This window comes from Paenibacillus agri (assembly GCF_013359945.1).
GTDB lineage: Bacteria > Bacillota > Bacilli > Paenibacillales > Paenibacillaceae > Paenibacillus_AQ > Paenibacillus_AQ agri.
Map to the genome: position 1 here is coordinate 79327 of NZ_JABWCS010000214.1, position 22916 is coordinate 102242.

At 52.3% G+C, this 22916-nt stretch carries 21 protein-coding genes; 20 read left to right on the forward strand and 1 reads right to left on the reverse strand.

Annotated features, from left to right (window positions below; all coding sequences use genetic code 11):
- Window positions 1-452: 452 nt before the first annotated feature.
- The 8 genes from HPT30_RS18530 (at window position 453) to HPT30_RS18565 (ending at window position 9709) form a co-directional block, all read left to right on the forward strand.
- Window positions 453-1634 (forward strand): exonuclease SbcCD subunit D, encoded by a 1182-nt coding sequence (locus tag HPT30_RS18530; protein WP_175372837.1) that lies wholly within the window; start codon window positions 453-455, stop codon window positions 1632-1634.
- 1 nt (window position 1635) lies between these two features.
- Window positions 1636-5064, forward strand: coding sequence for an AAA family ATPase (locus HPT30_RS18535; RefSeq protein ID WP_175372838.1), 3429 nt, complete (start codon window positions 1636-1638; stop codon window positions 5062-5064).
- A gap of 333 nt (window positions 5065-5397) precedes the next feature.
- Entirely contained in the window at window positions 5398-5757 is a 360-nt protein-coding gene (locus HPT30_RS18540; RefSeq protein WP_066364278.1) for a histidine triad nucleotide-binding protein, read from the forward strand.
- 138 nt (window positions 5758-5895) lie between these two features.
- Window positions 5896-6069: a 30S ribosomal protein S21 gene (rpsU, locus tag HPT30_RS18545; RefSeq protein WP_005547957.1), complete on the forward strand. Its 174-nt coding sequence runs from the start codon at window positions 5896-5898 to the stop codon at window positions 6067-6069.
- A 15-nt stretch (window positions 6070-6084) separates the two neighbouring features.
- Window positions 6085-6528: a GatB/YqeY domain-containing protein gene (locus HPT30_RS18550; protein WP_066364276.1), complete on the forward strand. Its 444-nt coding sequence runs from the start codon at window positions 6085-6087 to the stop codon at window positions 6526-6528.
- Between the two features lie 120 nt (window positions 6529-6648).
- Window positions 6649-8034, forward strand: a complete 1386-nt coding sequence (locus HPT30_RS18555; RefSeq protein ID WP_175372839.1) for an NfeD family protein — start codon at window positions 6649-6651, stop codon at window positions 8032-8034.
- A 72-nt stretch (window positions 8035-8106) separates the two neighbouring features.
- Entirely contained in the window at window positions 8107-9111 is a 1005-nt protein-coding gene (floA, locus tag HPT30_RS18560; RefSeq protein ID WP_066364272.1) for a flotillin-like protein FloA, read from the forward strand.
- Window positions 9112-9127: 16 nt separating this feature from the next.
- Window positions 9128-9709, forward strand: coding sequence for a YqfB family membrane protein (locus HPT30_RS18565; protein WP_175372840.1), 582 nt, complete (start codon window positions 9128-9130; stop codon window positions 9707-9709).
- A gap of 158 nt (window positions 9710-9867) precedes the next feature.
- Here HPT30_RS18565 and HPT30_RS18570 read toward each other — a convergent pair whose 3' ends face one another.
- The gene (locus HPT30_RS18570) at window positions 9868-10068 is read right to left on the reverse strand and encodes a hypothetical protein (RefSeq protein ID WP_175372841.1); all 201 of its coding nucleotides are present in this window, start codon (window positions 10066-10068) and stop codon (window positions 9868-9870) included.
- 855 nt (window positions 10069-10923) lie between these two features.
- Between HPT30_RS18570 and yqfC the strand changes: the two genes are divergently transcribed.
- The 12 genes from yqfC to HPT30_RS18630 all read left to right on the forward strand — a co-directional run bounded on the left by yqfC (window position 10924) and on the right by HPT30_RS18630 (window position 22914).
- Window positions 10924-11217, forward strand: coding sequence for a sporulation protein YqfC (gene yqfC, locus HPT30_RS18575; protein ID WP_066364263.1), 294 nt, complete (start codon window positions 10924-10926; stop codon window positions 11215-11217).
- Window positions 11214-12404 carry a sporulation protein YqfD gene (yqfD, locus tag HPT30_RS18580; RefSeq protein WP_175372842.1) on the forward strand — a complete coding sequence of 397 codons (1191 nt, stop codon included), beginning with the start codon at window positions 11214-11216 and terminating at the stop codon, window positions 12402-12404. The genes yqfC and yqfD overlap by 4 nt, the downstream gene beginning before the upstream one ends.
- A gap of 6 nt (window positions 12405-12410) precedes the next feature.
- Window positions 12411-13382, forward strand: coding sequence for a PhoH family protein (locus HPT30_RS18585; protein WP_175372843.1), 972 nt, complete (start codon window positions 12411-12413; stop codon window positions 13380-13382).
- A gap of 14 nt (window positions 13383-13396) precedes the next feature.
- Window positions 13397-15652 (forward strand): HD family phosphohydrolase, encoded by a 2256-nt coding sequence (locus HPT30_RS18590; RefSeq protein WP_175372844.1) that lies wholly within the window; start codon window positions 13397-13399, stop codon window positions 15650-15652.
- Window positions 15649-16146, forward strand: a complete 498-nt coding sequence (gene ybeY, locus HPT30_RS18595) for an rRNA maturation RNase YbeY (RefSeq protein ID WP_175372845.1) — start codon at window positions 15649-15651, stop codon at window positions 16144-16146. The genes HPT30_RS18590 and ybeY overlap by 4 nt, the downstream gene beginning before the upstream one ends.
- Complete coding sequence (locus HPT30_RS18600) at window positions 16146-16541, forward strand: diacylglycerol kinase (RefSeq protein WP_175372846.1); 396 nt, start codon at window positions 16146-16148, stop codon at window positions 16539-16541. The genes ybeY and HPT30_RS18600 overlap by 1 nt, the downstream gene beginning before the upstream one ends.
- 284 nt (window positions 16542-16825) lie before the next feature.
- On the forward strand, window positions 16826-17722 hold the full coding sequence (gene era / locus HPT30_RS18605; protein WP_175372847.1) for a GTPase Era: 897 nt from the start codon (window positions 16826-16828) through the stop codon (window positions 17720-17722).
- 101 nt (window positions 17723-17823) lie between these two features.
- Window positions 17824-17967, forward strand: a complete 144-nt coding sequence (locus HPT30_RS18610; RefSeq protein WP_083205032.1) for a YqzL family protein — start codon at window positions 17824-17826, stop codon at window positions 17965-17967.
- Window positions 17968-18003: 36 nt separating this feature from the next.
- Window positions 18004-18759, forward strand: coding sequence for a DNA repair protein RecO (gene recO / locus HPT30_RS18615; RefSeq protein WP_175372848.1), 756 nt, complete (start codon window positions 18004-18006; stop codon window positions 18757-18759).
- A gap of 459 nt (window positions 18760-19218) precedes the next feature.
- Window positions 19219-20106 (forward strand): glycine--tRNA ligase subunit alpha, encoded by an 888-nt coding sequence (glyQ, locus tag HPT30_RS18620; protein ID WP_066365582.1) that lies wholly within the window; start codon window positions 19219-19221, stop codon window positions 20104-20106.
- Window positions 20099-22174, forward strand: a complete 2076-nt coding sequence (gene glyS / locus HPT30_RS18625; protein ID WP_175372849.1) for a glycine--tRNA ligase subunit beta — start codon at window positions 20099-20101, stop codon at window positions 22172-22174. Before glyQ ends, glyS begins: the two co-directional genes overlap by 8 nt.
- Before the next feature lie 260 nt (window positions 22175-22434).
- Window positions 22435-22914: a YaiI/YqxD family protein gene (locus tag HPT30_RS18630; RefSeq protein WP_175372850.1), complete on the forward strand. Its 480-nt coding sequence runs from the start codon at window positions 22435-22437 to the stop codon at window positions 22912-22914.
- The last annotated feature ends 2 nt before the right edge of the window (window positions 22915-22916 follow it).

Sequence of the window (22916 nt, forward strand, 5' to 3'; positions counted from 1 at the left end):
CAGGAATGAGTGTTGATAGTTATACAAGACAAATAAGAGGGGCTGTCTCCAAATCAGTATCTGCTTCGTCAATTAACGGACCCCAGAGGCTCTATTGCCTATAGCTGTCACCGTTCAGTAAGATAACGGACCTTAGGGGCCCTATGGGCAGAGAACCTGGTCAAAGTCTACTGCTTTTGGGAAAATAGGGTCACCCGAGTCCACTACATGTTCTGGCGAGCGGCTGTATGTGCACATAACGGCTATACGGTCCGCCCGCCTCCATGCGTGTGCTTTTTATCTTATGATCTGGTTGCTTTGACGAAGTTGTTTTTAGTAATTACTGATTCTGGAGAGCCCAGTTTTATATTAATCAGGCCTTTCAGGTTTGATATAAAGCTGCGATTGTCATTACAGACAGAAGTCGTGGTGTTATATCAGATCTGAAGCAAGGCGGGAAAAGAGGACAGAAGATGCGGATATTGCATACAGGGGACTGGCACTTGGGGCGTACGCTGGAGGGAAGAAGCCGCCAGCGGGAGCAAGAACAGTTCATGGATGAACTGGTGGAGATCGCAGATAGCCAAAATGTTGATCTCATATTGATGGCGGGAGACGTCTATGATTCTGTGAATCCTCCGGCTGCTGCTGAGCAGCTGTTCTATGATGCAGCAGCACGCCTGACGGCAGGCGGACGGCCGCTGGTAGTTATCGCGGGCAACCATGACCAGCCGGAACGTGTCTCTTCCGTCTCCCCGCTTGTGCGCAGACAAGGGATTACGCTGGTGGGCCTGCCTACCTCCGATCCGGTGACGGTTCAGGTGGCACGCACCGGGGAAATTGCCAAAATTGCTGCGCTGCCATATCCATCCGAAGCTCGGCTGGGAGAACTGCTGGCGGGAGAAAGCGGCGAAGCAGAGCTACGCCTCGCCTATAGCGCCCGAGTGGGCAGGCTCATGAATCTGCTAGGGCGGGAGTTCACTCCGGAGACCGTCAATTTGGCTATGAGCCACATCTATGTGCTAGGTGGAGTAGAAAGCGATTCTGAGCGGCCAATCCAGGTGGGCGGCGCTTATACGGTCGATCCTTCTGCTCTATATTGCGGAGCGCAGTATACGGCCCTTGGTCATCTGCACCGCGCCCAACGAGTCAAGGGCGATGGAATGATCCGCTATAGCGGTTCACCGCTTGCTTATAGCTTTTCCGAAGCGGGACAGACCAAATCGGTGACCTTAATTGATGTCGCTCCAGGTCAGGAGCCTGCCTATGAAGAAATTTATTTGCGGTGCGGCCGTCCGCTGGTGAACTGGAAATCCAGCGGCGGGCTTGAGGAAGTGTACCGCTGGCTGGATGAAGACAGAGATCCTTCTGCTTTTATTGATCTGGAAATCCGGCTGAACGAAGCCCTCTCAATGAACGATATCCAGCGACTGCGTAAGGCACGGGAAGGAATCGTACATATTCGTCCCGTCTATCCACAAATGGAGCAGGAATTGGAGCAGGTGTCACGTTCCCGCATGCCTGTGCAGGAATTGTTCCGTAAATTCTATCAGCGGCAGACTGGAGGAGCCGAGCCGGATGATAGCCTGATTGAGTTATTCCTGGAGCTTACGGAAGAAGAACGGCGTCAGCCGGAGGAAGGGGAGGAGAACTGACATGAAGCCGATTTCTTTAAAAGTAGCGGGACTTCAAAGTTATAGAGAGCAGCAGGAGATAGATTTTGAGAGTCTGACAGAGACGGGATTATTCGGTATTTTCGGGCCGACAGGCAGCGGAAAATCCAGTTTGCTGGACGGGATTACGTTGGCTATGTACGGAAAGGTGGAGCGCGCCGCAGGCGGAACCCAGGGGATTATGAATCATTCCGAGGATCAGCTGAGCGTGGCCTTTACCTTCGAGCTGACCTCTGCTGCAGGTTCACACCGTTACCGGGTGGAGCGGAAGTTTAAGCGTACCGGTGAGCAGACAGTCAGCAATACGATCAGTCGTTTCATCGAGGTTCTGCCTGACGGTGATCAGGTGCTGGCGGACAAGCTGGCTGATGTGACGCGTTGCGTCGAAGAGAAGATCGGTCTCAAAATGGACGACTTCACCCGGGCGGTCGTGCTCCCGCAAGGGAAATTCGCCGAGTTTCTGTCTCTGCGCGGCGTAGATCGCAGGCAGATGCTCCAGCGGCTCTTCCATCTGGAGCAGTATGGGGATCAGCTTGCCCTGAAGCTTAGCCGCCGGGTCAAAGAGAACGACACGGCGCTGCGTGCGCTGGAGGCGGAACAGCAGGGGCTAGGCAGCGCTGGCGAGCAGGATCTGGAGGCTGCTGCTGAACGCTTGCAGCAGGCAGTGGCTTACGCGGCGGAATGCAGACGCCGCTTGGAAGAAGCGCTGGCCTTGTCGGAGCGCTTCACCAGAATCCGCGAGCTGCAAGGCGAACGCTCCCGGCGGGAACTGCAGCGGGAGCGCCTTCTGGCCCAGGAGGGTGATATTCTCCTCCTGGAACAGCGGCTCGGCAAGGCTGACGAAGCCGAGAAAAGGCTGCCGCTGCTGCAGGCCTGGCGCAGCGCGGAGGGCGCTCTGAAGAGCCGCCAGGCCCGCGCAGAGGAACTGGCGGCCCGTGCCGCCGCCGCCGAAGCCGAGGCGGCGCGCACCGCCACGGCCGACGCAGCCGCGCAGGCTGCGCTGGCCGCGGAAGAGCCGGCCCTCCGCGAGGCGGCCGGCACGTACCGCAGGGCGCTCGAGCTGGAAGCTGAGCGCGACTTGCTGCTGCGCGAGCTCGCTGCGCTACGCGAACGCAGCGAGGAAGCTTCCCGCAGGCTGGACGCCATGCGGGAAGGGATGGCCCGGGAGCGGGAGCTTTTGGCCAAGGGCCAAAAGCGGCAGCACGAGCTGCAGCAGAGCCTGCAGCCGCTCGAGGTCCGCTCCCAGGAGCGCCAGTCTCTGCAGGAAGCCATGCAGAGACTGCAAGGGCTGCGCTCTGCGGAATCCCAGCGGGATGCTGCAGAGCGTGAGCAGCGCGAGCGTGCGATAGCGCTCGCGGACGCCCAGCGCCGCCTGGCCGGGGCCGAGGCCGGGCTGGGGGCGCTGGAGGCGGACCGCGCGGAGCGGGTCCGCGGGGCGGTGCTGCACCTGGAAGAATTGCGGTCGGTAGAGACCGCCGCGGTGCATGCAGCGGAGGCCCTGGAGCATGAGGCCGGTGCGCTGGAAGCCGCGCTGAAGGACCAGGAGGTTCACCGCCTGTCCTTGTCGCTGGCCCGCGATCTGGAGGAGGGTGTCCCTTGTCCGGTCTGCGGCAGCCAGCATCATCCGGCTCCTGCGACACTTCAAGGCAGCGGAGAGCAGGAGGGACAGGAAGCCTTGCTGCAGCAGGTTCGCAGCAGATCCAAGGCTGCGCTGGAACTGCGCCTTGGCTTCCGCAGCCAGCGGGAGCAGGATATAGCCTGGCTGGAGCAGATTTATGGCGGCGAAGCGACCCAGGCTTGGGATCATCCAGCGGCAGCAGGCCGTGAAACGGTGGGCCAAGCAGGTCCGCTGGATCGGGCGACCGCAGAATCCGTAGGAGAGTCAGCAGCGCTGCTGACTTCACTGGAGGGCAGCCTGACCAGCATGAAGCAGCGGTCTGCGGAGCTGCGCCGGACGGCAGCCGAATGGCAGCGTGCCTTGCAGGAAGGCCAGCAGGCCTGTCACAAGGCGGCAGCAGCCGTCCAGTCAGAACAGGCTTGGGTTGAGGGCATAACGGCCAAAGCCGGCGAGCTGGCCCAGCAGGCCGCAAGTCTGCGGCAAAGCTGGAGTGACCAGTTCCCGGATCTGGCTCCTGAGAATACGGAGACCGCATACCGTGAACGGCTCCAAAAAGACGAGCAGGCCGAGGAAATTCGTGGGCGGCTGAATATCAGTGTGAAGTTCCTGGACGACAAAGCAGCAGCTGTTCAGGAACTTCAGGAAAGCATCGCTGTGCTCGACAGGGAACTAGCCCAGTGGAACGCCCAGCTTGAAGGTAAGGAAGCCTTGCTGCGAGAGAAGGAAGCCCGGCTGGTGCAGTGGACGGAAGGGCAACCTGCGGGCCAGTTGCTGGCAACTTGCGAGCAGCGCTTGCAGGAGCTGCTGGCGGCTGTGGAAGACGGTAAGAAGATTTACCGTGCGGCTGCGGATGCAGCGCAGCAGGAAGGCAAAGAGGCGGCTATAGCGCGGCAGGCGGCGGAATCCGCTCATGAGCATTATGTCACTGCGGCCAAGTCCTGGGAGGATAGTCTGGCGTCATCGCCGTTCTCGGAAGCGTCCGAAGTCGAAAGAGCAGCGCTATCGGTGGAAGAGCGGGGTGCTGCGGCAGCCCGTGTGAAGAATCACCGGGACGATGAAGTGCAAGTGAATTTACAGCTTCGTGATATTGAGGAGAAGCTCGCTGGAGCCAATCTCAGCGAAGCGGAATGGGTGGAGAGCCAGGAAACTCTGCGCCGCTGCAAGGAAGAGGATGAAACCTCGCTCCAGAACCGGGCCCGCGGGGAACGCGATCTGGAGGATTTAGGGCATCGTCACATTCGCTGGAAGGAGCTTGAGACTCAGCGGCTGGAGCATGAGGCTCTGCAGGATCGTCTGTCCAAGCTGCAGTCCTGTCTGCGTGGCAATGCTTTTGTGGAATATATTGCCGAGGAGCAACTGATGCAAGTCTGTCAGGCGGCGTCCCAGCGCCTTCGTTACCTGAGCAAACAGCGTTACGCGCTCGAGGTCGACTCCGGCGGCGGGTTCGTCATCCGCGACGATGGCAACGGTGGAGTGAAGCGTCCGGTATCCACACTGTCCGGCGGCGAGACCTTTTTGACCTCACTGTCGCTGGCATTGGCTCTGTCAGCCCAAATTCAGCTGCGCGGCCAGTATCCACTGCAGTTCTTTTTCCTGGATGAAGGCTTCGGTACACTCGACCCTGATTTGCTGGATACTGTGATAACTTCGCTGGAAAGGCTGCATAATGACCAGTTGTCCGTTGGCATTATAAGCCACGTTCCTGAACTGCGGGCGCGCCTGCCGCGCAAGCTGGTTGTTGTTCCTGCCGAACAAGGCGGAGGAGGATCCCGTATTATTTTGGAAAAAATGTGAGGCTTGGTATACAGTGTGATAACAGTCACAGAGACAGCATCAACCCCCTGTTATAATACAGCTAAGCCGACATCATTTTTGAAACACCTCGGCGGACGTATGACCGGGAGCGGGACTCCTTTTCATACGCCCGCCGCCGATCAGCTTTATAAGCTGTGAAGGGTGTTTCTTTTTTTTGCTCTTTTGAGTGGTATATCGAGCTGTAGCAGATACAGTTATTATAATTTATTTCTATCCTGCAGGTTTTACAACCAGCTGGGCCAGTCCGACTTTCGTTAACCATGAATATCCTGTATGATAATAGGACAACCAATTCGGGGAGGAAGTCGCAGTATGGAAACCATATTCAGCAAAATTATTGAGGGCAGTATTCCCTCCAACAAAGTATTTGAGAATGAGCGCATTCTGGCCTTTCATGATATCGCGCCTGCGGCCCCGGTGCATGTGCTGATTATTCCGAAGAAATTCATTGCGTCGATGAATGAGGTTACGCCAGAGGATCTGCCGCTGATTGCCGAGATTCACAGTGTCGCCCAGCAGCTTGCCATTCAGCTTGGGATTGCGGAATCCGGTTACCGGTTGATTAACAATAGCGGACCTGATGGTGGACAGACTGTGCCGCATTTGCATTACCACTTGCTCGGAGGGGCCAAATTAGGCGCTCTGACGGGAATTTCGGATTCCCATAAGTAAGACGGGAAGGTCGATGTGAAAAGCCCGTTACAAAAAAAGACGTTACACTGTTGACACTGTATTTCAGTTTGACCTATAATGAAATTTGATGAACCGTGTTATGCTCTTGGACGGTCTGGTCGGAGGGAGGGAAAACTGGTGTCTGAAACTAAAGTTCGCAAAAACGAGACAATTGATGCTGCACTTCGTCGGTTCAAACGCTCCATCGCTAAAGATGGTGTCTTGGCTGAGGTGAAGAAACGCAAGCATTATGAAAAGCCAAGCGTAAAGCGCAAGAAGAAGTCTGAGGCTGCTCGTAAGAGAAAGTTTTAGGAGGAATACCCACGCATGAATCTTAGCGAACGATTGAACGAAGATATGAAGCAAGCGATGAAGAGTAAGGACAAGTTCGCACTCTCCACCATTCGAATGGTTCGTTCGACGATAAAGTATCTTGAAATAGATTTAAAGAGAACATTAGACGACAACGAAGTGCTTGATATCCTTAGTCGTGAAATCAAACAGCGCAAAGATGCCCTCCAAGAATTTGAGACAGCGGGTCGCGACGATCTTGCCGCGAGTACGAAGGCAGAAATCGAGATTATCATTAAGTATCTTCCCGAGCAACTTTCCGAAGAAGAAATTAAAGTAATTGTACAGCAGACCATCCAGGAAACCGGTGCTTCTTCGAAAAGTGAAATGGGTAAGCTCATGAGCGCGCTGATGCCGAAAGTCAAAGGTCGCGCCGATGGTAAGCTTGTGAACCAAGTGGTTCAGCAATTTCTGCAATAATAGAACGTCAGCACCCCTTTTTATAAGGGGTGTTTTTCTTTGTTTTGAAACGAATCCCCAAAACTTTCGTACTACTGATTATGTGACTATGTCCATTTTTCAAAGAGGGGAGGAGAAGAGATGAAAGGACTTCGTAAAATAGCATATGCCAGCATTGCAGGGTTGCTGTTGCTATTAGTACTTCTGCCGCTGTCTTCCCTGGCAAGTGCTGATGTTGACCCGCCCAGGCAGCCTGAGCGAGCGGCTGGAGAGTCCGTTAAGGGGCCAGTCTTCATCGTTCCGGTTGATCAGGAGATCGAACGGGGGCTTCAGAGCTTTCTGGAGCGGGGTTTTGAGGAAGCGAATAATTATGGTGCAGTGCTGATTGTACTGGATATCAACACGCCGGGCGGCCAGGTTAGTGCGGCCGAACAAATTGGCAAGCTGATCAGAGAAAGCGCTATCCCGGTGCTGGCTTTTATCAAAAGTGATGCGGCTTCTGCCGGTAGTTACATTGCTCTGAACGCCGATAAGATTGTGATGAAGCCGGGCAGCATGATCGGATCAGCTTCGCTGGTGGACAAGGGTGGTACGCATGTCGAGGATCCGAAGCTGATATCCTACTGGAAATCGAAGATGATGGGGGCTGCGGCGCTTAACGGCCGAGACCCGGATATCGCTGCGGGGATGACCGATATCAATCTCGTTGTGGAGAAGCCGAAGCTTGGCGTGAGCAAGGGGAGTGGAGAAATTATTGCCCTAAGCAGCGATCAGGCGCTCAAGGCCGGTTATGCCGATTACATAGCGGATACCCCGGAAGAAGCAGTGGTCTGGATGGGGTACACTACGGACGATATTTTCCGGGTGAAACATACCGGCGCAGAGAAGATGTCGCAATTTCTGACTAATCCGGTTATCATGACGATCTTGCTGTTTGTCGGTATCGCAGGGGTCGTTATTGAATTGATCGTTCCGGGATTTGGAGCGCCCGGCATTATTGGAACATTGGCCTTTACCCTGTATTTCTTCGGAAATTACGTGGCCGGCTTCGCGGGTTCTGAGACCTGGCTACTGTTCATCCTAGGGCTGGTCATGCTGGTGCTGGAGTTATTCATGCCGAGCTTCGGTATTCTGGGACTGTTGGGTTCGGTAAGCCTTGTGGCCGGTGTGGTCAGGGCGGCTTACAGTTACACAAATGCACTGCTTAGCCTTGGCATCGCTTTTGCAGCAGCGACGGTGGTCATTGTTATTGTGGCCGTTGTGTTCAAAGAGCGGGGTATCTGGAACCGGTTCATTTTGAAGGAAAGCCTGACCAAGGAGCAGGGCTATATACCCGTGCTTGAGAAGCTAAATCTGGTCGGCGGTATTGGGGTCAGTCTCACTCCGCTTCGTCCAGCTGGTACTGCTATGGTGAATGGGGAACGGATTGATGTGGTCACCGAGGGCAGTTTTATTGCTGCCGGTGCCGAAATTTCGGTAGTGACTGTGGAAGGTGCACGGATTGTGGTTAAAGAAATAGTGAAATAAGGAACACTAGGGCAAGACAAGTCATTAACTTTACACCAATAAACTTAATTAATGATGGGGGTTTGAACAAGTATGGGTGAGGCTTCTTTGATTCCTATATTACTGATCGCGGTGGTCGTGATCATTGTTTTGAGTGTCTTTTTGAGCTTCTTTCCGGTCATGCTTTGGATTTCAGCCTTAGCTTCCGGAGTTAGAATCAGCATTATTACGCTGGTGGCCATGAGATTGCGCCGGGTTACACCAAGCAGGATCGTTAATCCAATGATTAAGGCAACAAAGGCTGGACTCGGTCTGAATATCAACCAGCTCGAAAGTCACTATCTGGCCGGCGGTAACGTCGACCGTGTCGTTAATGCCCTGATTGCGGCACAGCGTGCCAACATTCCGCTGGAATTCACGCGTGCTGCTGCTATTGATCTGGCAGGCCGTGACGTATTGCAAGCGGTACAGATGAGTGTTAATCCGCGGGTTATTGAGACCCCGACTGTAGCCGCAGTAGCGAAAAACGGGATCGAGGTTAAGGTTAAGGCTCGGGTTACCGTACGTGCGAACATTGATCGTCTCGTCGGTGGTGCCGGTGAAGAAACGATTATTGCCCGTGTAGGTGAAGGGATTGTAACTACTGTTGGTTCCAGTAACTCTCACAAGGACGTTCTGGAGAATCCGGATTCCATTTCCCGTACAGTCTTGTCTAAGGGACTGGATTCCGGTACTGCATTTGAGATTCTGTCCATCGATATCGCGGACGTTGATGTCGGTAAGAACATCGGTGCGTACCTGCAGACAGAGCAAGCTGAAGCCGACAAACGCATAGCACAAGCGAAAGCAGAAGAGCGTAGAGCGATGGCTGTGGCGCATGAACAGGAAATGAAAGCCCGCGTTGTGGAAATGAAGGCGCTTGTCGTAGAATCTGAATCGAAGGTTCCTCTTGCTATGGCTGAAGCGCTGCGCGGCGGCCAGATCGGTGTGATGGACTATATGAACCTCAAGAACATTGAGGCAGATACACAAATGCGCGGTTCTCTAGGCAAAATGAATGACCAGGACGAGAATAACGGTCCGAAAAACAACAAATAAGGGGATGTGATACCCCATGAGCTGGATCTATATCGTTGCTGTAATTATTTTTGCCATCGTCTCGAACGTGAACAAGGCGAATAAAACGAAGGGTAAGGGAGCGCCGCCGGGCGGTATGCCCACCTTCGGAGGCGGGGATGACAGCCCGCTTCGCCGGGTCAAACGTGAGCTGGAGCAGCAGGGCAGGGCATTTCCGCCACCCGGTACTCCGGTTCCAAGGGAGACCCGGGAGCTTGCGCGGGAAGAGCAGGAGCTAGAAGAGAGTTTTCCGGTGGAACGGGAACAGCAATGGATTCCCGGTCCTGATGACGAAGTCAGAAATGGAACAACCCTGGAGCAGGGGGAAGAGCTGGATAGTGTAGATATCCGTACCGAGAAAATGCGGCAGGAACTGGAGCGCATCCATGCTGTCTTTGACGATATGGCTGGTGAGTCCAGCCCAAGCGTGAAGCATTCTTCCGAGGGAGTAAGCTCCGGGAGGGCCTCAAGCCCGGTTCTAGCAACCAGCCGCGAGGATCTGCGCAAAGGCCTCATATGGGCTGAGATTCTCGGCCCTCCGCGTTCTAAGCGTCCGCATGCATATCGTAAAGAAAGCTGAAGGGCCGGTTATATTATTGTCTGACCCTTGGCAGAAGCCGTTTGGTTGATCTAAGCAAGAACATAGGTAAGCTGTTCCATAAGCGGATATTCTGCTGGCGGAGACAGCCCACAATGTTCTCATAAGCTTAACCGTCAAAAGAGCAGCGCTTCCCCCTGTTATGGGTGAAGCGCTGCTCTTAGTTTTGACCAGGTGCTGCTTGTTTCAGGTAAATTATGAGCAGGTGAAAACCAACGGGCCTTGATCGCCACTTTTTCTAGGCATGAAGCAAAAAGCGCCGAAATTCCCCGTCCTTCTTCAGTTGTTTCTTGCGCACGGCTTCGGCGATTTTGCATCCGCAGTATGATCAATGCTGCCAAAAGATCCTGATGCTAAGACCCCGTCCGTAATTTGAAGCTCATTTTTAGGAGTTCGTTTGTTGAAGTTCATTTGTTTAAGCTCATTTTTAGGAGCTAACGGACCGTATAGCCGTTATTTTCCACATGAAGTTGTTTCGGAACGTGTAGCGGACTCAGGGGCCGTTATTTCCTGCTTGATAGTGGAATCTGAACCGGATTTCTGCGCATAGGGTCTCTGGAGTCCGTTAACTTCTTGAATGCACGATTCAATAGACAATAAGGTCACTGGAGTCCGTTAATTCCTGAATGCTCGAATTGTTGACAATTGGGCGTCTGGAGTCCGCTTCTTTGACGTATCAGGCATTGACTTTGATATGTACTCTCTTTCCTTCAAAGATTCTCCCGCTTAGACCATGGAGTGGTTGTACTGATAGTGGGGGAAGTGGTAGCGATGGTCGTATTGATAGTGGGGGAAGTGGTAACAATGGTCGTACTGATAGTGGGGGAAGTGGTAGCGATGGTCGTATTGATAGTGGGATAGTGGTAACAATGGTCGTATTGATAGTGGGGAAGCGGTAGCCGTGGTCGTACTGACCGTAGGGAAGCTGTGGCAGTGGTCCTATTTATTGCGAGAAAGCGATAGCAGTCCCCTTTATTACTGAATTGTTACCGCTAAGAAGAATAAATACAATCCGGGGACCGTAGCGCCTGGAACAACCGGTCTTTTGCGGAGCGCCCTACCCAATAAAAATATCTCTTCACTGATTTGCCCGCCGGGTCGTCACACTATGCGGGCTTTTTTCCATGTCTTCTTCTCATAAAGTGATGTGCTATCGCATATGGTGTACAGAAGGCAGGAAGGGGGAACGTCTACTTATGACCCGTATTGGCCGCAGGCTGCGGGGATGGACAAACGGGGTGCTGGATCTGCCGCAGGATCTGCTGCAGGATATGCCCCGGATCACCCTGATCGGCAACAAGGAGCTGCATATTGAGAATCATCGCGGCGTGCTGCATTTTTCCTCTGAGCAGCTGAAGCTTGCGTTAGCCAAGGGCTCGCTGGAGATCACAGGCGAGGGGCTTATGATCCGGAATATTCTTGGCCAGGAGCTGGCTATAGAGGGGATAATCGGGGAAATCAGGTACAAGGAAAGCGAGGAGAGATCATGAAGGAACCGCCTCTGTCATCACTGCGGGGGTTCGTTACTCTGCAAGTGACGGGACCGCAGGTGGAAGGATTCATTAACGCTGTTGCCGAGGCAGGCATTGTCATCTGGGACGTGAAGCCTGCCGGGAACGGCGCTTCCTTAAGGCTGCTGCTGGACGATTTCTATAACCTCCGGCCGCTCCTGAAGCGGACAGGCTGCCGGATGCATGTCACCGGACGGCATGGGTTGCCTTTTAAGATGCTTCGTCTGTGGAAACGTAAATTTTTTGCCGCGGGTGTGGTACTGTTCGGTGTCTCTCTCCTGCTTCTATGTTCTATGGTCTGGAGTATCAAAGTGGAGGGGAATGACCGCATTGCCTCCGAGGATATTATAGCGGCTGCCCGCAAAGAGGGGCTCTATACTTATCAATGGATCTGGCGTCTGAAGGACCCGGACAAGCTGACTACAGAACTGACTAATCATCTGCCGGGTGTCTCATGGGTAGGCATGGAGCGGACGGGGACTAGTGTAGTCATCCAGGTGGTAGAGGCTGCCCAGCCGGAGCAAAAGCCGCTGCTTAGCAATCGTCATCTGATTAGCCGCACCGATGCGGTGGTAACTAATATATACGCTGAACAGGGTAGACCGGTTGTCGCTCGTAATTCCCGCGTGAAGAAAGGGGACATCCTCATCTCCGGTATTCTCGGTGACGAGGAGTTCTCAAAGGCCGTGGTTGCCAAGGGGGAGGTCAAGGGGCTCGTCTGGCATGAATACAATATCGCGGTTCCACTTGAAACAAAAGGCAGCTCCTACACAGGAGAACGGAAAGATCGCAGCTATCTTGTACTTGGCAAGTGGGCGATCCAACTGTGGGGCTATGGAAAATCGACTTTTGAGGCGTCCAGAACGCTGACAGAAATGGATCCGTTGACCTGGCGGTCTATCGAGCTTCCAGTGGGCTGGATGACAGAGAAGGAGATGGAGGTCCGAGAGACATCCGCCACACGTACGGCAGAGGAGGCCAAGGCGGAGGGGCTGGAGCGGGCTAAAGCTGATATTTTCGCGCGTTATGGCTCCGAAAGCGCCATCAAAAGTCAAAAAATTTTGCATGAGAAGAAAGAGAATGGTAAAGTTTATATGAAAGTGCTTTTTGAAGTAGAAGAGAGTATCGCGGAAGAACTTCCGATAGTAAACAACCAAGGAGAATGAGGCTACTTGTCAGAACAGACTGCAAGCATTCGTATATCTTTGCAAAATGCGGGAGAAGCGCAATCCCTCTTCGGCCCGCAGGATGGATTTCTGAAAATCATCGAGAGTGAAATTCCGGCAACCATTGATTCCCGCGAAGCGGAACTGACGGTACGCGGTGCAGAACAGGAAGTAGACAAGCTGGGTCAACTGTTCAATGTGCTGTTGTCCCTGATCCGCAGCGGATACATACTCAGTGAGCGGGATGTGCAGTACGCTGTGGAGCTTGCGAAAGATTATCGCGCCGACCAGCTGCTCGATTTGTTCAAAGGCGAAATTACAACAACCTTCCGCGGCAAGCCGATCCGCGTGAAGACGGTTGGACAGAAGCATTATGTGACTACGATCAAGAAACGCGATATTGTTTTTGGTATTGGACCGGCGGGTACGGGTAAAACCTATCTGGCCGTAGTACTGGCCGTTGCCGCTCTGAAGGAAGGCTCGGTTAAGCGGATTGTGCTAACCCGTCCGGCTGTGGAAGCAGGAGAGAGCCTGGGCTTCCTCCCGGGAGACCTGCAAGAGAAGGTGGATCCGTATCTCAGACCGCTCTACGACGCCCTGTACGACGTTATGGGGCCCGATCAGGTGGCGAAGGCACTAGAACGGGGATTGATCGAAATCGCCCCTCTGGCCTATATGCGGGGGCGTACGCTGGATGATTCGTTTATCATCCTTGATGAAGCACAGAACACGACACCCGAGCAAATGAAAATGTTCCTGACCCGGCTCGGCTTCGGTTCCAAAATGGTCATCACCGGGGACGTGACCCAGATTGACCTGCCTCGCGGCAAGAAATCCGGCCTGATTGAAGCAAAAGCGATTTTATCCGGTATAGAAGAGCTGGGCTTTGTCTATTTTGCGGAACAGGATGTAGTACGGCATTCATTGGTGCAGAAGATCATTGTCGCCTATGACCGGGCTGCCGAAAACCTTGAATAAAGGGGACTGTCTCCATGGATTCAAAGCAACCTACGAAATTAAGCGGATTTGTATACAGCAATAATGGATGGAAGTATAGCGCGGCGACGCGCTATGCTCTTTTCCTGTTGCTCGGAATTGTGTTCTACTTCACTCTGGCACCTGATCTGCTGCCCAAGCGGTACGATATCAAGGAAGGGACCCAGAGTGCGAAGGAGATTACAGCACCCAAGCGAATTCAGGACAACAAAGCTACACTTAAGGCACAGGAGCAGGCTGCTGAGAATGTGGAGCCACGCTATAAGATCATCCCTATGCGTGCGGACAATTCGGTTACGTCATTGCTGGACCGGATTGACCGGCTTAACCAGGACGACCTGATCTCCCAAAGTGACAAGACGGGCATTTACCGTGAGGAGATTCCGAAGCGGGCCAGCGATTTCATTCTGAACTTTGTAAGCACAAGTCGAAATAACGGTACATACTCAGATCATCTACTGGATGAAATGCAGTCGGTGATCAAGGATCAGACCTATGTCATTCCCGAAGAGACTTTTATCAAAATCCCGCGGCTGACTTCCCAGGATATCATTGAGATGAAGCCTGTGGCTCGTGATATTGTCAACCGGTTGATGAACGACCAGATTACGGACGCTCAGACGGCAAGGGCCAAGGTGGCGGAACAGGTAAGTATCAGTGCGCTCAGCCAGCGTACCGCCCGTGAAGTTGTGCAGGAACTGGTACGTCTCGTTATCACCAGCAACAAATTCTATGATGAGGATGCCACCAAGGATGCTGAGGTTCAGGCCCGTGAAAATGCACCGAAGGTGTTCATTGAGCAGGGGGATGTACTGGTTGCCAAAGGCCAAATGATCACGCCTGAGCTGTACAAGCTTCTGGACGAGAGCGGCCTTCTGAACAACAAAGTCAACTATTGGCCGCAGCTTGGCCTGTTGATGCTCGCTGCGATGTTGTCTGCAGGTCTGCTGATGTTTATTCGCTATTCCGGCGGCCCATCCAAATTCAAGTACAATAATTCCCAGTTGTTGATGCTGGTTCTGGTCTTTGCAATTACGATCGTATTGATGCGTCTCGCTGCGTTTCTCCAGACGGATATGCGTCCTTATATTGGTTTTCTGGCCCCGGTGGCCATTGGGGCTATGCTGGTAGCGATGCTGCTGGATATGACGCTGGCGTACTTCTGCTCGATCCTGTTCGCCATTCTGGCCAGCATTATCCTGAATGTGCAGCAGGATACCATATTTGACTTTACGTTTGGGTTCTTTGCTCTAATCGTGTCTTATGTGGCAATCTTTGCGACTCACCGGGCAGGACAACGCTCCGCCTTGCTTAAAGGCGGAATTATGGTATCATTGTTCGGCAGTGTGACGGTCTTTATGCTTACGCTGTTAAGCGGTGGGGTCTTGAAAGAAATGGATACGCTGTATGCGCTCGGGTTTGCTTTTACCGGGGGGCTTCTGACGGCTGTACTGGTCATTGGTTTGATGCCGTTCTTCGAAGCTACCTTTGGTATTCTATCGGCACTTAAGCTGGTAGAGTTGTCGAATCCTAACCATCCGCTGCTGCGCAAGCTGCTTACAGAAACGCCAGGCACCTATCATCACAGTGTGATGGTCGGCAATCTGTCGGAAGCGGCGGCGGAAGCGATTGGTGCGGATGGACTGCTCTGCCGGGTAGGCTCTTATTACCATGATATCGGTAAGACTAAACGGCCGTTTTATTTCATCGAGAATCAGAACAATATGGAGAATCCACATGACTCTATTGAGCCAATGCTGAGTAAATCCATTATTGTGGCTCATGCCCGGGACGGGGTAGAGATGCTTAAGGAGTACAAGCTCCCGAAACCGATCCGAGATATTGCCGAGCAGCATCATGGAACAACATTTTTGCATTATTTTTATCATAAGGCGCTGCGTCTTGCCGAAGAGAAGGGGACTGCTCCTGATTTCGAAGAAGAGGATTTCCGTTATCCGGGACCCAAAGCCCAGTCGAAGGAATCGGCGGTGGTTGGCATAGCAGACAGTGTGGAAGCTGCTGTTCGTTCCTTGCGCAAACCAACCGTTGAGCAGGTGGAGACGATGATCGAGAAGATCATCAAGAGCCGTCTTGATGACCATCAGTTTGACGAGTGTGATCTCACCATCAAGGAACTGGACATCATTGCACGCACGTTAAAAGAAACGGTGATGGGCATATTCCACTCCCGGATCGAGTATCCGGAGGAAGCGCGGAAGCCGAAAAAAGAGGAAGGGGCTGTTGGTACATGAGCCTGAGTGTGGTATGGAATAATGAACAAGAGCAATTTGAAATCAGTGACAGTCTCATTGCATTGCTGGAAAGCATCCTGCAAAAAGCAGGGGAGGCTGAAGGCATTAATAGTGGCGAGGTCGATTTGACCTTCGTAGACAATGAGCGGATCCATGAATTGAACCGGGAATACCGTGGCATCGATCGCCCGACGGATGTTCTGTCGTTTGCGATGAATGAATCTGCGGAAGACGAACCGGAAATTATATATGAACTGGAAGAAGGCGAGACGCTGGAGGATGTTCCAGAGGTGCTGGGGGATATAATCATTTCTGTCCCGCGGGCTCAGGAGCAGGCACTGGAGTACGGCCATTCTCTTGAACGTGAGCTGGGCTTTCTGTTCGTGCACGGCTTTCTGCACCTGCTAGGTTACGATCATCAGGATGAAGCTTCTGAAGCTGAAATGATGTCCAAGCAGGAACATGTTCTGGCCCAGGTCGGACTGACACGCTAATGGTCAAGAACACGGCAGTAGGGCGCAAAAAGTTCTGGCATTCCTTTCGCTTCGCCGCACAGGGCATCGCTGCGGCATTCAAATCGGAATTGAACATGAAAGTGCACTGCGGTCTGGCTGTGATCGTTATCATCGCTGCAGCGGTATTCCGATTGCCCCCGGGCAGCTGGATGCTGCTGCTGCTGGCGATTACGCTGGTGCTAGCCGCTGAGCTGCTGAATACGGCTATAGAAGCGACGATTGATCTGGTCTCGCCGGAGATTCATCCGCTGGCCAAGAAAGCCAAAGATACCGCCGCAGGAGCCGTGCTTCTATCGGCGGTGTTTGCTGTAATCACGGGGATTTATGTGTTTTATCACCCTGTGATAGACTGGATTGCTGTACTTATGTCATAATCAGTGTACCTCAGAACGTCACGATGGTTTCATAGCATATAGAGATTGCAGGCGTACCCAGGGGCGGATTTCGCGGTTTGCGATTCCGCCCTCTTTGAGTGGGTAAGGATTCTTATGTTTCGTTGTCGGGAATACTAGGGTAGTAAACTTAACTGTAAATATTCCTGTTAATTTAATTTCAGAGTGAATGCTTTTGGCTTTGTATAGCCATGTATAGCAAAGAACTGGCCAACCGTAAGAATAAAGTAAAAGTTAAGATTTTTCATTCAAGGAAGGAAGATTAGATGAAGAAGTTCAAATCAGGTTTTGTTGCCATTATCGGGAGACCTAATGTAGGTAAATCGACGCTTATGAATCAGGTGATTGGACAGAAGATCGCCATCATGTCGGACAAGCCACAAACCACTAGAAATAAAATCCATGGGGTATATACCACAAATGAATCCCAGGTCGTGTTCCTGGACACGCCGGGAATTCACAAGAGACAGTCCAAACTGGGCGATTACATGAATCAGACGGCTATGAGCACACTCGGCGAAGTAGAAGCTGTATTGTTCCTGGTCGATGCTGCGGATGGACTGGGCGGAGGCGACCGTTTTATTGCTGAGCAATTAGGGGGACTGAAGACGCCGGTTATTCTTGTGATGAACAAGATTGACAAGATTGAGCCAGAAGCGCTGCTGCCATTGATCACACAATATCAGAAGCTGCATGACTTTGCCGAGATCGTGCCGATCTCCGCTAAGCTGGGTAACAATGTAAACACGCTGTTAGAGCAGGTGCAAAAGTATCTGCCGGACGGGCCACAGTACTATCCAGAGGATCAGGTTACGGATCACCCTGAGCAGTTTGTCGTTGCTGAACTCGTACGGGAGAAGATTCTGCACTTGACCCGTGAAGAGGTACCGCATTCCATCGCGGTGGCTATTGAGGATATGCGTGTGGAATCCAACGGTGTGGTACACATCTCAGCTGTTATTTTTGTTGAGCGTGATTCGCAGAAGGGAATCATTATCGGTAAGCAAGGGGCCTTGCTGAAGGAAGTCGGCAAGCGGGCTCGTATGGATATTGAGAACCTGCTGGGTTCGAAGATTTTTCTGGAGCTTTGGGTAAAAGTGAAAAAAGACTGGCGCAATCAGGACCGTGTCCTGCGTGACTTAGGTTTTCATAAAGATCAATAATGACTTCGCCACCTTGGCAGGAATTGCAAGGATAGAACCCGGTACATCGCACATCCTAATTTCGAAGAGACATCGTGTTTCCGAAGAAAGGATGAATACGAATGCGAGATTTTTCGTGGAAGTATTTTGCAATGACTGGAGATGTCGATGCTTATCTGCTGTATAGGGAAGCTGCAGGTTCACTCCCCGAGAGCGGACCTGTAACGGCGGAGGAAGAGCAGGTCTATGATGAAGAAGCGCAATAGGGACTGGTTGCTTGCCGAATGGTTGGGGGAAGAGGCATGCTACACAGGGTGGAAGGGATCGTCATCCGCAGCATGGACTACGGCGAAGGGAACGCGATCATTACGCTTTGCACCGAGAACGCGGGCAAAGTAGGTGTGCTCGTACGCGGTGCCAAGAAGGTTAGAAGCCGCCATGCTGCACTGATTCAGCTGTTTACAGTTGGAGAATTTGTTTTTTTCAGAAATAACGGAGGACTGGGTACGCTGAACTCGGGTGAGATTACGCAATCTCATCATCCACTGCGTGAAGATTTAATCAAAGCTGCCTACGCTTCCTATGCCTGCGAGCTGCTGGACCGTGTGCTGCATGATGAAGAAACCGGAAGCTTCTGGTTTCGCCAATTGACGGCCTGCCTGAATGCGCTGGAAGAAGATAAGGAACCCGGTGTGATCATCAATATTTTCGAAATGAAGCTTCTACAGGCAGCAGGATATGCTCCGGAACTGGATGCATGTGTCATCTGCGGCTCGCAAAAACCTGATGATCAGCTTCTGATCAGTCCCCGCCTCGGCGGGGTACTGTGCCGTAGCTGCAAGCATCAGGATCCTCCGGCACTGGCGATTTCACCCCGGGCGCTGAAGCTGCTGCGGTTGTTCGCGGCGCTGGATCTGACCCGGCTTGGCAATGTGGACGTGAAGGAAGGTACCCGTCTGGAACTGAAGAAGATCATGCGATCCTTTATGGATGTGCAGCTTGGGCTGCGGCTGAAATCGCAGAACTTTCTGGACCAGCTGGATAAATACGAGATTTGACGAATCCTGAAATTTCCGTTACTATAGTGGCAGTTTACTTTTATTAATTGTGGTCAGCCGTATTGGCTCCGCTAAGGAGAACGTGCAGCGATCGGGAAAGTAATGGACAGTATTGCCGTATCAGCGAGCCGGGGGCAGTGGAAGCCTGGCAGGGCAAAGTTCATGAACATGGCACCCGGGAGTACGGAAACGGCACCAAGCGAAAAGTGGATTCGTCACCCTGTTATTGGCATTTTTATTACCAGTTATGGGACGGATCAAGTAGGGTGGAACCGCGGGAGAACATGTTAAGCTCTCGTCCCTATGTCTGTTTATCAGGCATGGGGGCGGGAGCTTTTTGACCTGTGGCCGGCCGGGGAGTCTCCCGGTGCGCTGCAAGAATAGAGAAGAGCCGCCTCCATCGCAAGGCCTAAAGAAGGCATCAGGCAGAAAAAACTTGTAAGCGAAGGAGTCGGTAGCATGAACTTTCAGCAGATGATTTTGACGCTGCAGCAGTTTTGGGCAGCACACAACTGTATTATCGTCCAGCCGTACGATACGGAAAAAGGAGCGGGTACGATGAACCCGATGACCTTTTTGCGTTCACTGGGGCCAGAGCCGTGGAAGGTAGCTTATGTAGAGCCTTCACGTCGTCCATCGGACGGACGTTACGGGGAGAACCCTAACCGTTTGTACCAGCATCACCAGTTCCAGGTGATTATTAAGCCATCCCCGGACAATATCCAGGAGATTTATCTGGAGAGTCTGAAGGCGCTTGGCGTAGACCCGCTTCTGCATGACATTCGTTTTGTAGAAGACAACTGGGAGAATCCTTCCCTGGGCTGCGCGGGGCTTGGCTGGGAAGTGTGGCTGGACGGGATGGAAATTACGCAGTTTACGTACTTCCAGCAAGTGGGCGGTATCGAGACCCATCCGGTAGCTGTTGAAATCACTTATGGTATGGAACGTCTCGCCTCCTATATTCAGGAGAAGGAAAATGTATTCGACCTGGAGTGGGTGGACGGAATCAGCTACGGAGATGTGTTCCATCAGCCAGAAGTGGAGCATTCCACATATACCTTTGAAGTTTCCGATGTCAAAATGTTGTTTACACTTTTCAATACGTATGAAGAAGAAGCACGCAGAGCGATGGAGAACCATCTGGTGTTCCCGGCTTACGACTATGTGTTGAAATGCTCCCATACCTTTAACCTGCTTGATGCACGGGGAGCTATCAGTGTAACGGAGCGGACCGGATTTATTACTAGAGTGCGTAATTTGGCTCGTACGGTGGCCGCGACTTATGTGGAGGAACGCGAGAAGCTGGGCTTCCCGCTGCTGAAGAAAGAAGGTGCTGACCGTGGCTAAAGATATCTTGTTCGAAATCGGTCTGGAGGAAGTTCCGGCCCGGTTCATCCGTGCTGCGATGGAGCAGCTTGAAGACAGAATGTCCAAATGGCTGGAGTCTTCGCGTATTTCTCATAGCGGTGTTACTGCCTATGCAACACCTCGTCGTTTGGCTGTTCTGGTGAAAGATGTTGCTGAGAAGCAGACTGATATCAGTGAAGAAGTCAAAGGCCCGTCACGTAAAATTGCCTTGGACGCCAGTGGTGAATGGAGCAAGGCTGCACTTGGTTTTGCCCGTAGTCAAGGAGTATCCCCAGAGCAGTTTACCTTTAAGGAACTGGCAGGCGTTGAATATATTTACGCTACTAAAAGCAGTGCCGGCGTAGAAACATCCACACTGCTGGCACAAGGTCTGTTGGACATCGTTAATGCCATGACGTTCCCGAAAAATATGCGTTGGGGCAGCTATGACTTCAAGTTCGTACGTCCGATCCGCTGGCTGGTTGCCCTGTTCGGCAAGGATATTATTGACTTGGAGATCACGGGTGTCAAAGCCGGCAACAGTAGCCGTGGACATCGTTTCCTTGGAGGCGAGACTGTAATTGCCGAGCCTGCCGCTTATGTGGAGAGTCTGCGCTCACAGCATGTGCTGGCCGATGTGAAGGAACGGGAGAGCCTGATTCTTGATCAGATTCACAAGCTGGCTGCTGAGAAGAACTGGACCATCGCCATCAAAGAAGATTTGCTTGAAGAAGTGCTCTTCCTGGTAGAGACGCCAACGGTTCTGTTCGGCACCTTCGACCCAGCATTCCTGAATATTCCGCAGGACGTACTGATTACTTCGATGCGCGAGCATCAGCGGTATTTCCCTGTGCTTGATACAGAAGGCAAGCTGTTGCCGTTCTTCGTCACTGTCCGTAACGGAAACGCAGAATCACTGGACGTGATTGCGAAAGGGAACGAGAAAGTGCTTCGGGCCCGCTTGTCCGATGCCAAGTTCTTCTACGAAGAGGATCAGAAGCTGCAAATCAGTGACGCGCTGGCCAAGCTGGAAAATATCGTGTATCACGAAGAAATGGGCAGTATCGGCGATAAAGTCCGCCGGATTCGCAAGATCGCGGATCTGCTGGCTGCCAAGCTGAATCTGCCTGCCAATACTGTCTCTGAGGTTAGCCGTACCGCTGATATTTGCAAATTCGATCTGGTTACCCAAATGGTCTATGAGTTCCCTGAGCTGCAAGGCACCATGGGTGAAGATTATGCACGTAAAGCTGGAGAATCAGAGACGGTTGCCAAGGCTATCTTTGAACACTATCAGCCGCGTTTCGCCGGAGATCAAGTTCCATCGACAGATGCAGGTGCGGTAGTCAGCATTGCGGATAAAATGGATACTATTGTCGGCTGCTTCTCCATCGGCATCATTCCGACTGGTTCCCAGGATCCTTATGCTCTGCGCCGTCAGGCTGCAGGAATTGTGCAGATCGTGCTGGAGCGTCAGCTTCCGATCTCCTTGCAGGATATTTTTGCCGCTGCGACTGAAGTTCATGAAAATTCACGAAATCTGAAACATTCGGGTGAGGAACTGCGTAATACTCTTTACGAGTTCTTTGGTCTACGCGTTAAACGACTGCTGTCCGACAATGTTCGTTATGATGTAGTGGATGCTGTCATTGCTGCTGGATTTGATGATGTAGTGAATGTAGTTGCAAGAAGCCGGGCATTGATGGATGCAGTCGCCGGACAAGAGGATTTCAAGATTACTGTGGATTCCTTGACCCGGGTTAGCAACCTTGCCGCCAAGGCAACGGAAGTTACTATCGATCCTGAATTGTTGGTTGAGGCAGCAGAGGCGAAGCTATATGAGACATGGCAGGCACTGCACACGCCTTATCGTGAAGCTCTTGCAAGCAAGCACGCCGAAGAAGCGTTGACTATTCTTTCTGGCTTGAAGGATGATGTCACCGGATTCTTCGATTCCGTCATGGTTATGGCAGAGGATGAGAAGGTGCGCGCTAACCGTCTGGCACTGCTGGCCGGCATTGATGCCGACTCGAAGATTTTTGCTGATTTCGGCAAGCTGGTTTGGTAAACCAGGCCCCTTCCTTTATTCCTGACGATAAAAAAGTTAAGTGTTTTATGGTATAGATTGATGGTTTAGGGTATAAATATACGGAACAGTGCCAAAGCGTCAGCTTGACAACTGTTCCGTATTTATGATTTTGCTAAAATGTCCGCTTACGTTTTATGATTCGAATTATAGATCTTCCAGAGGACAGCAAAACCGTTTCTTTTTGATAAAGAAGGATTTCATACCAGAAGCGCGTATATATATTACACGGGAAATTGGTGATGAAGATGGAGAAGTCCCCGGGGAGAACAATCGTTGTAGACGGAGATGCTTGTCCGGTCAAAAAAGAAATTGCAGCCGTAGGCCGCTCCTTTGGAATTCCGGTGGTTATGGTTTCTTCCTATGACCATGCGCTGAAGGGCGAAAAAGGAGTAACGGTCGTGCAGGTGGACCGGGGTGATCAGAGTGCCGACCTGTATATTGCCAATCATATTTCTGCAGGTGATGTGGTGCTGACGCAGGATTATGGACTGGCCGCACTGGCGCTGGGCAAACGCTGCAGTGTGCTGTCGTTTCGTGGCCAGGATTATAAGGATTCCACCATGGATTTCATGCTGGAAGGCAGGCATGCCAGGGCAGTGGAACGAAGGCGGGGGCATTATTCCAAAGGTCCAAAACCGATCACTGCCGAGGAGAAAAACTTTTTTCAACATAAACTGACAAAACTTTTAACAATTTTGCAGGAGAATGTTCAGCTGTAGCG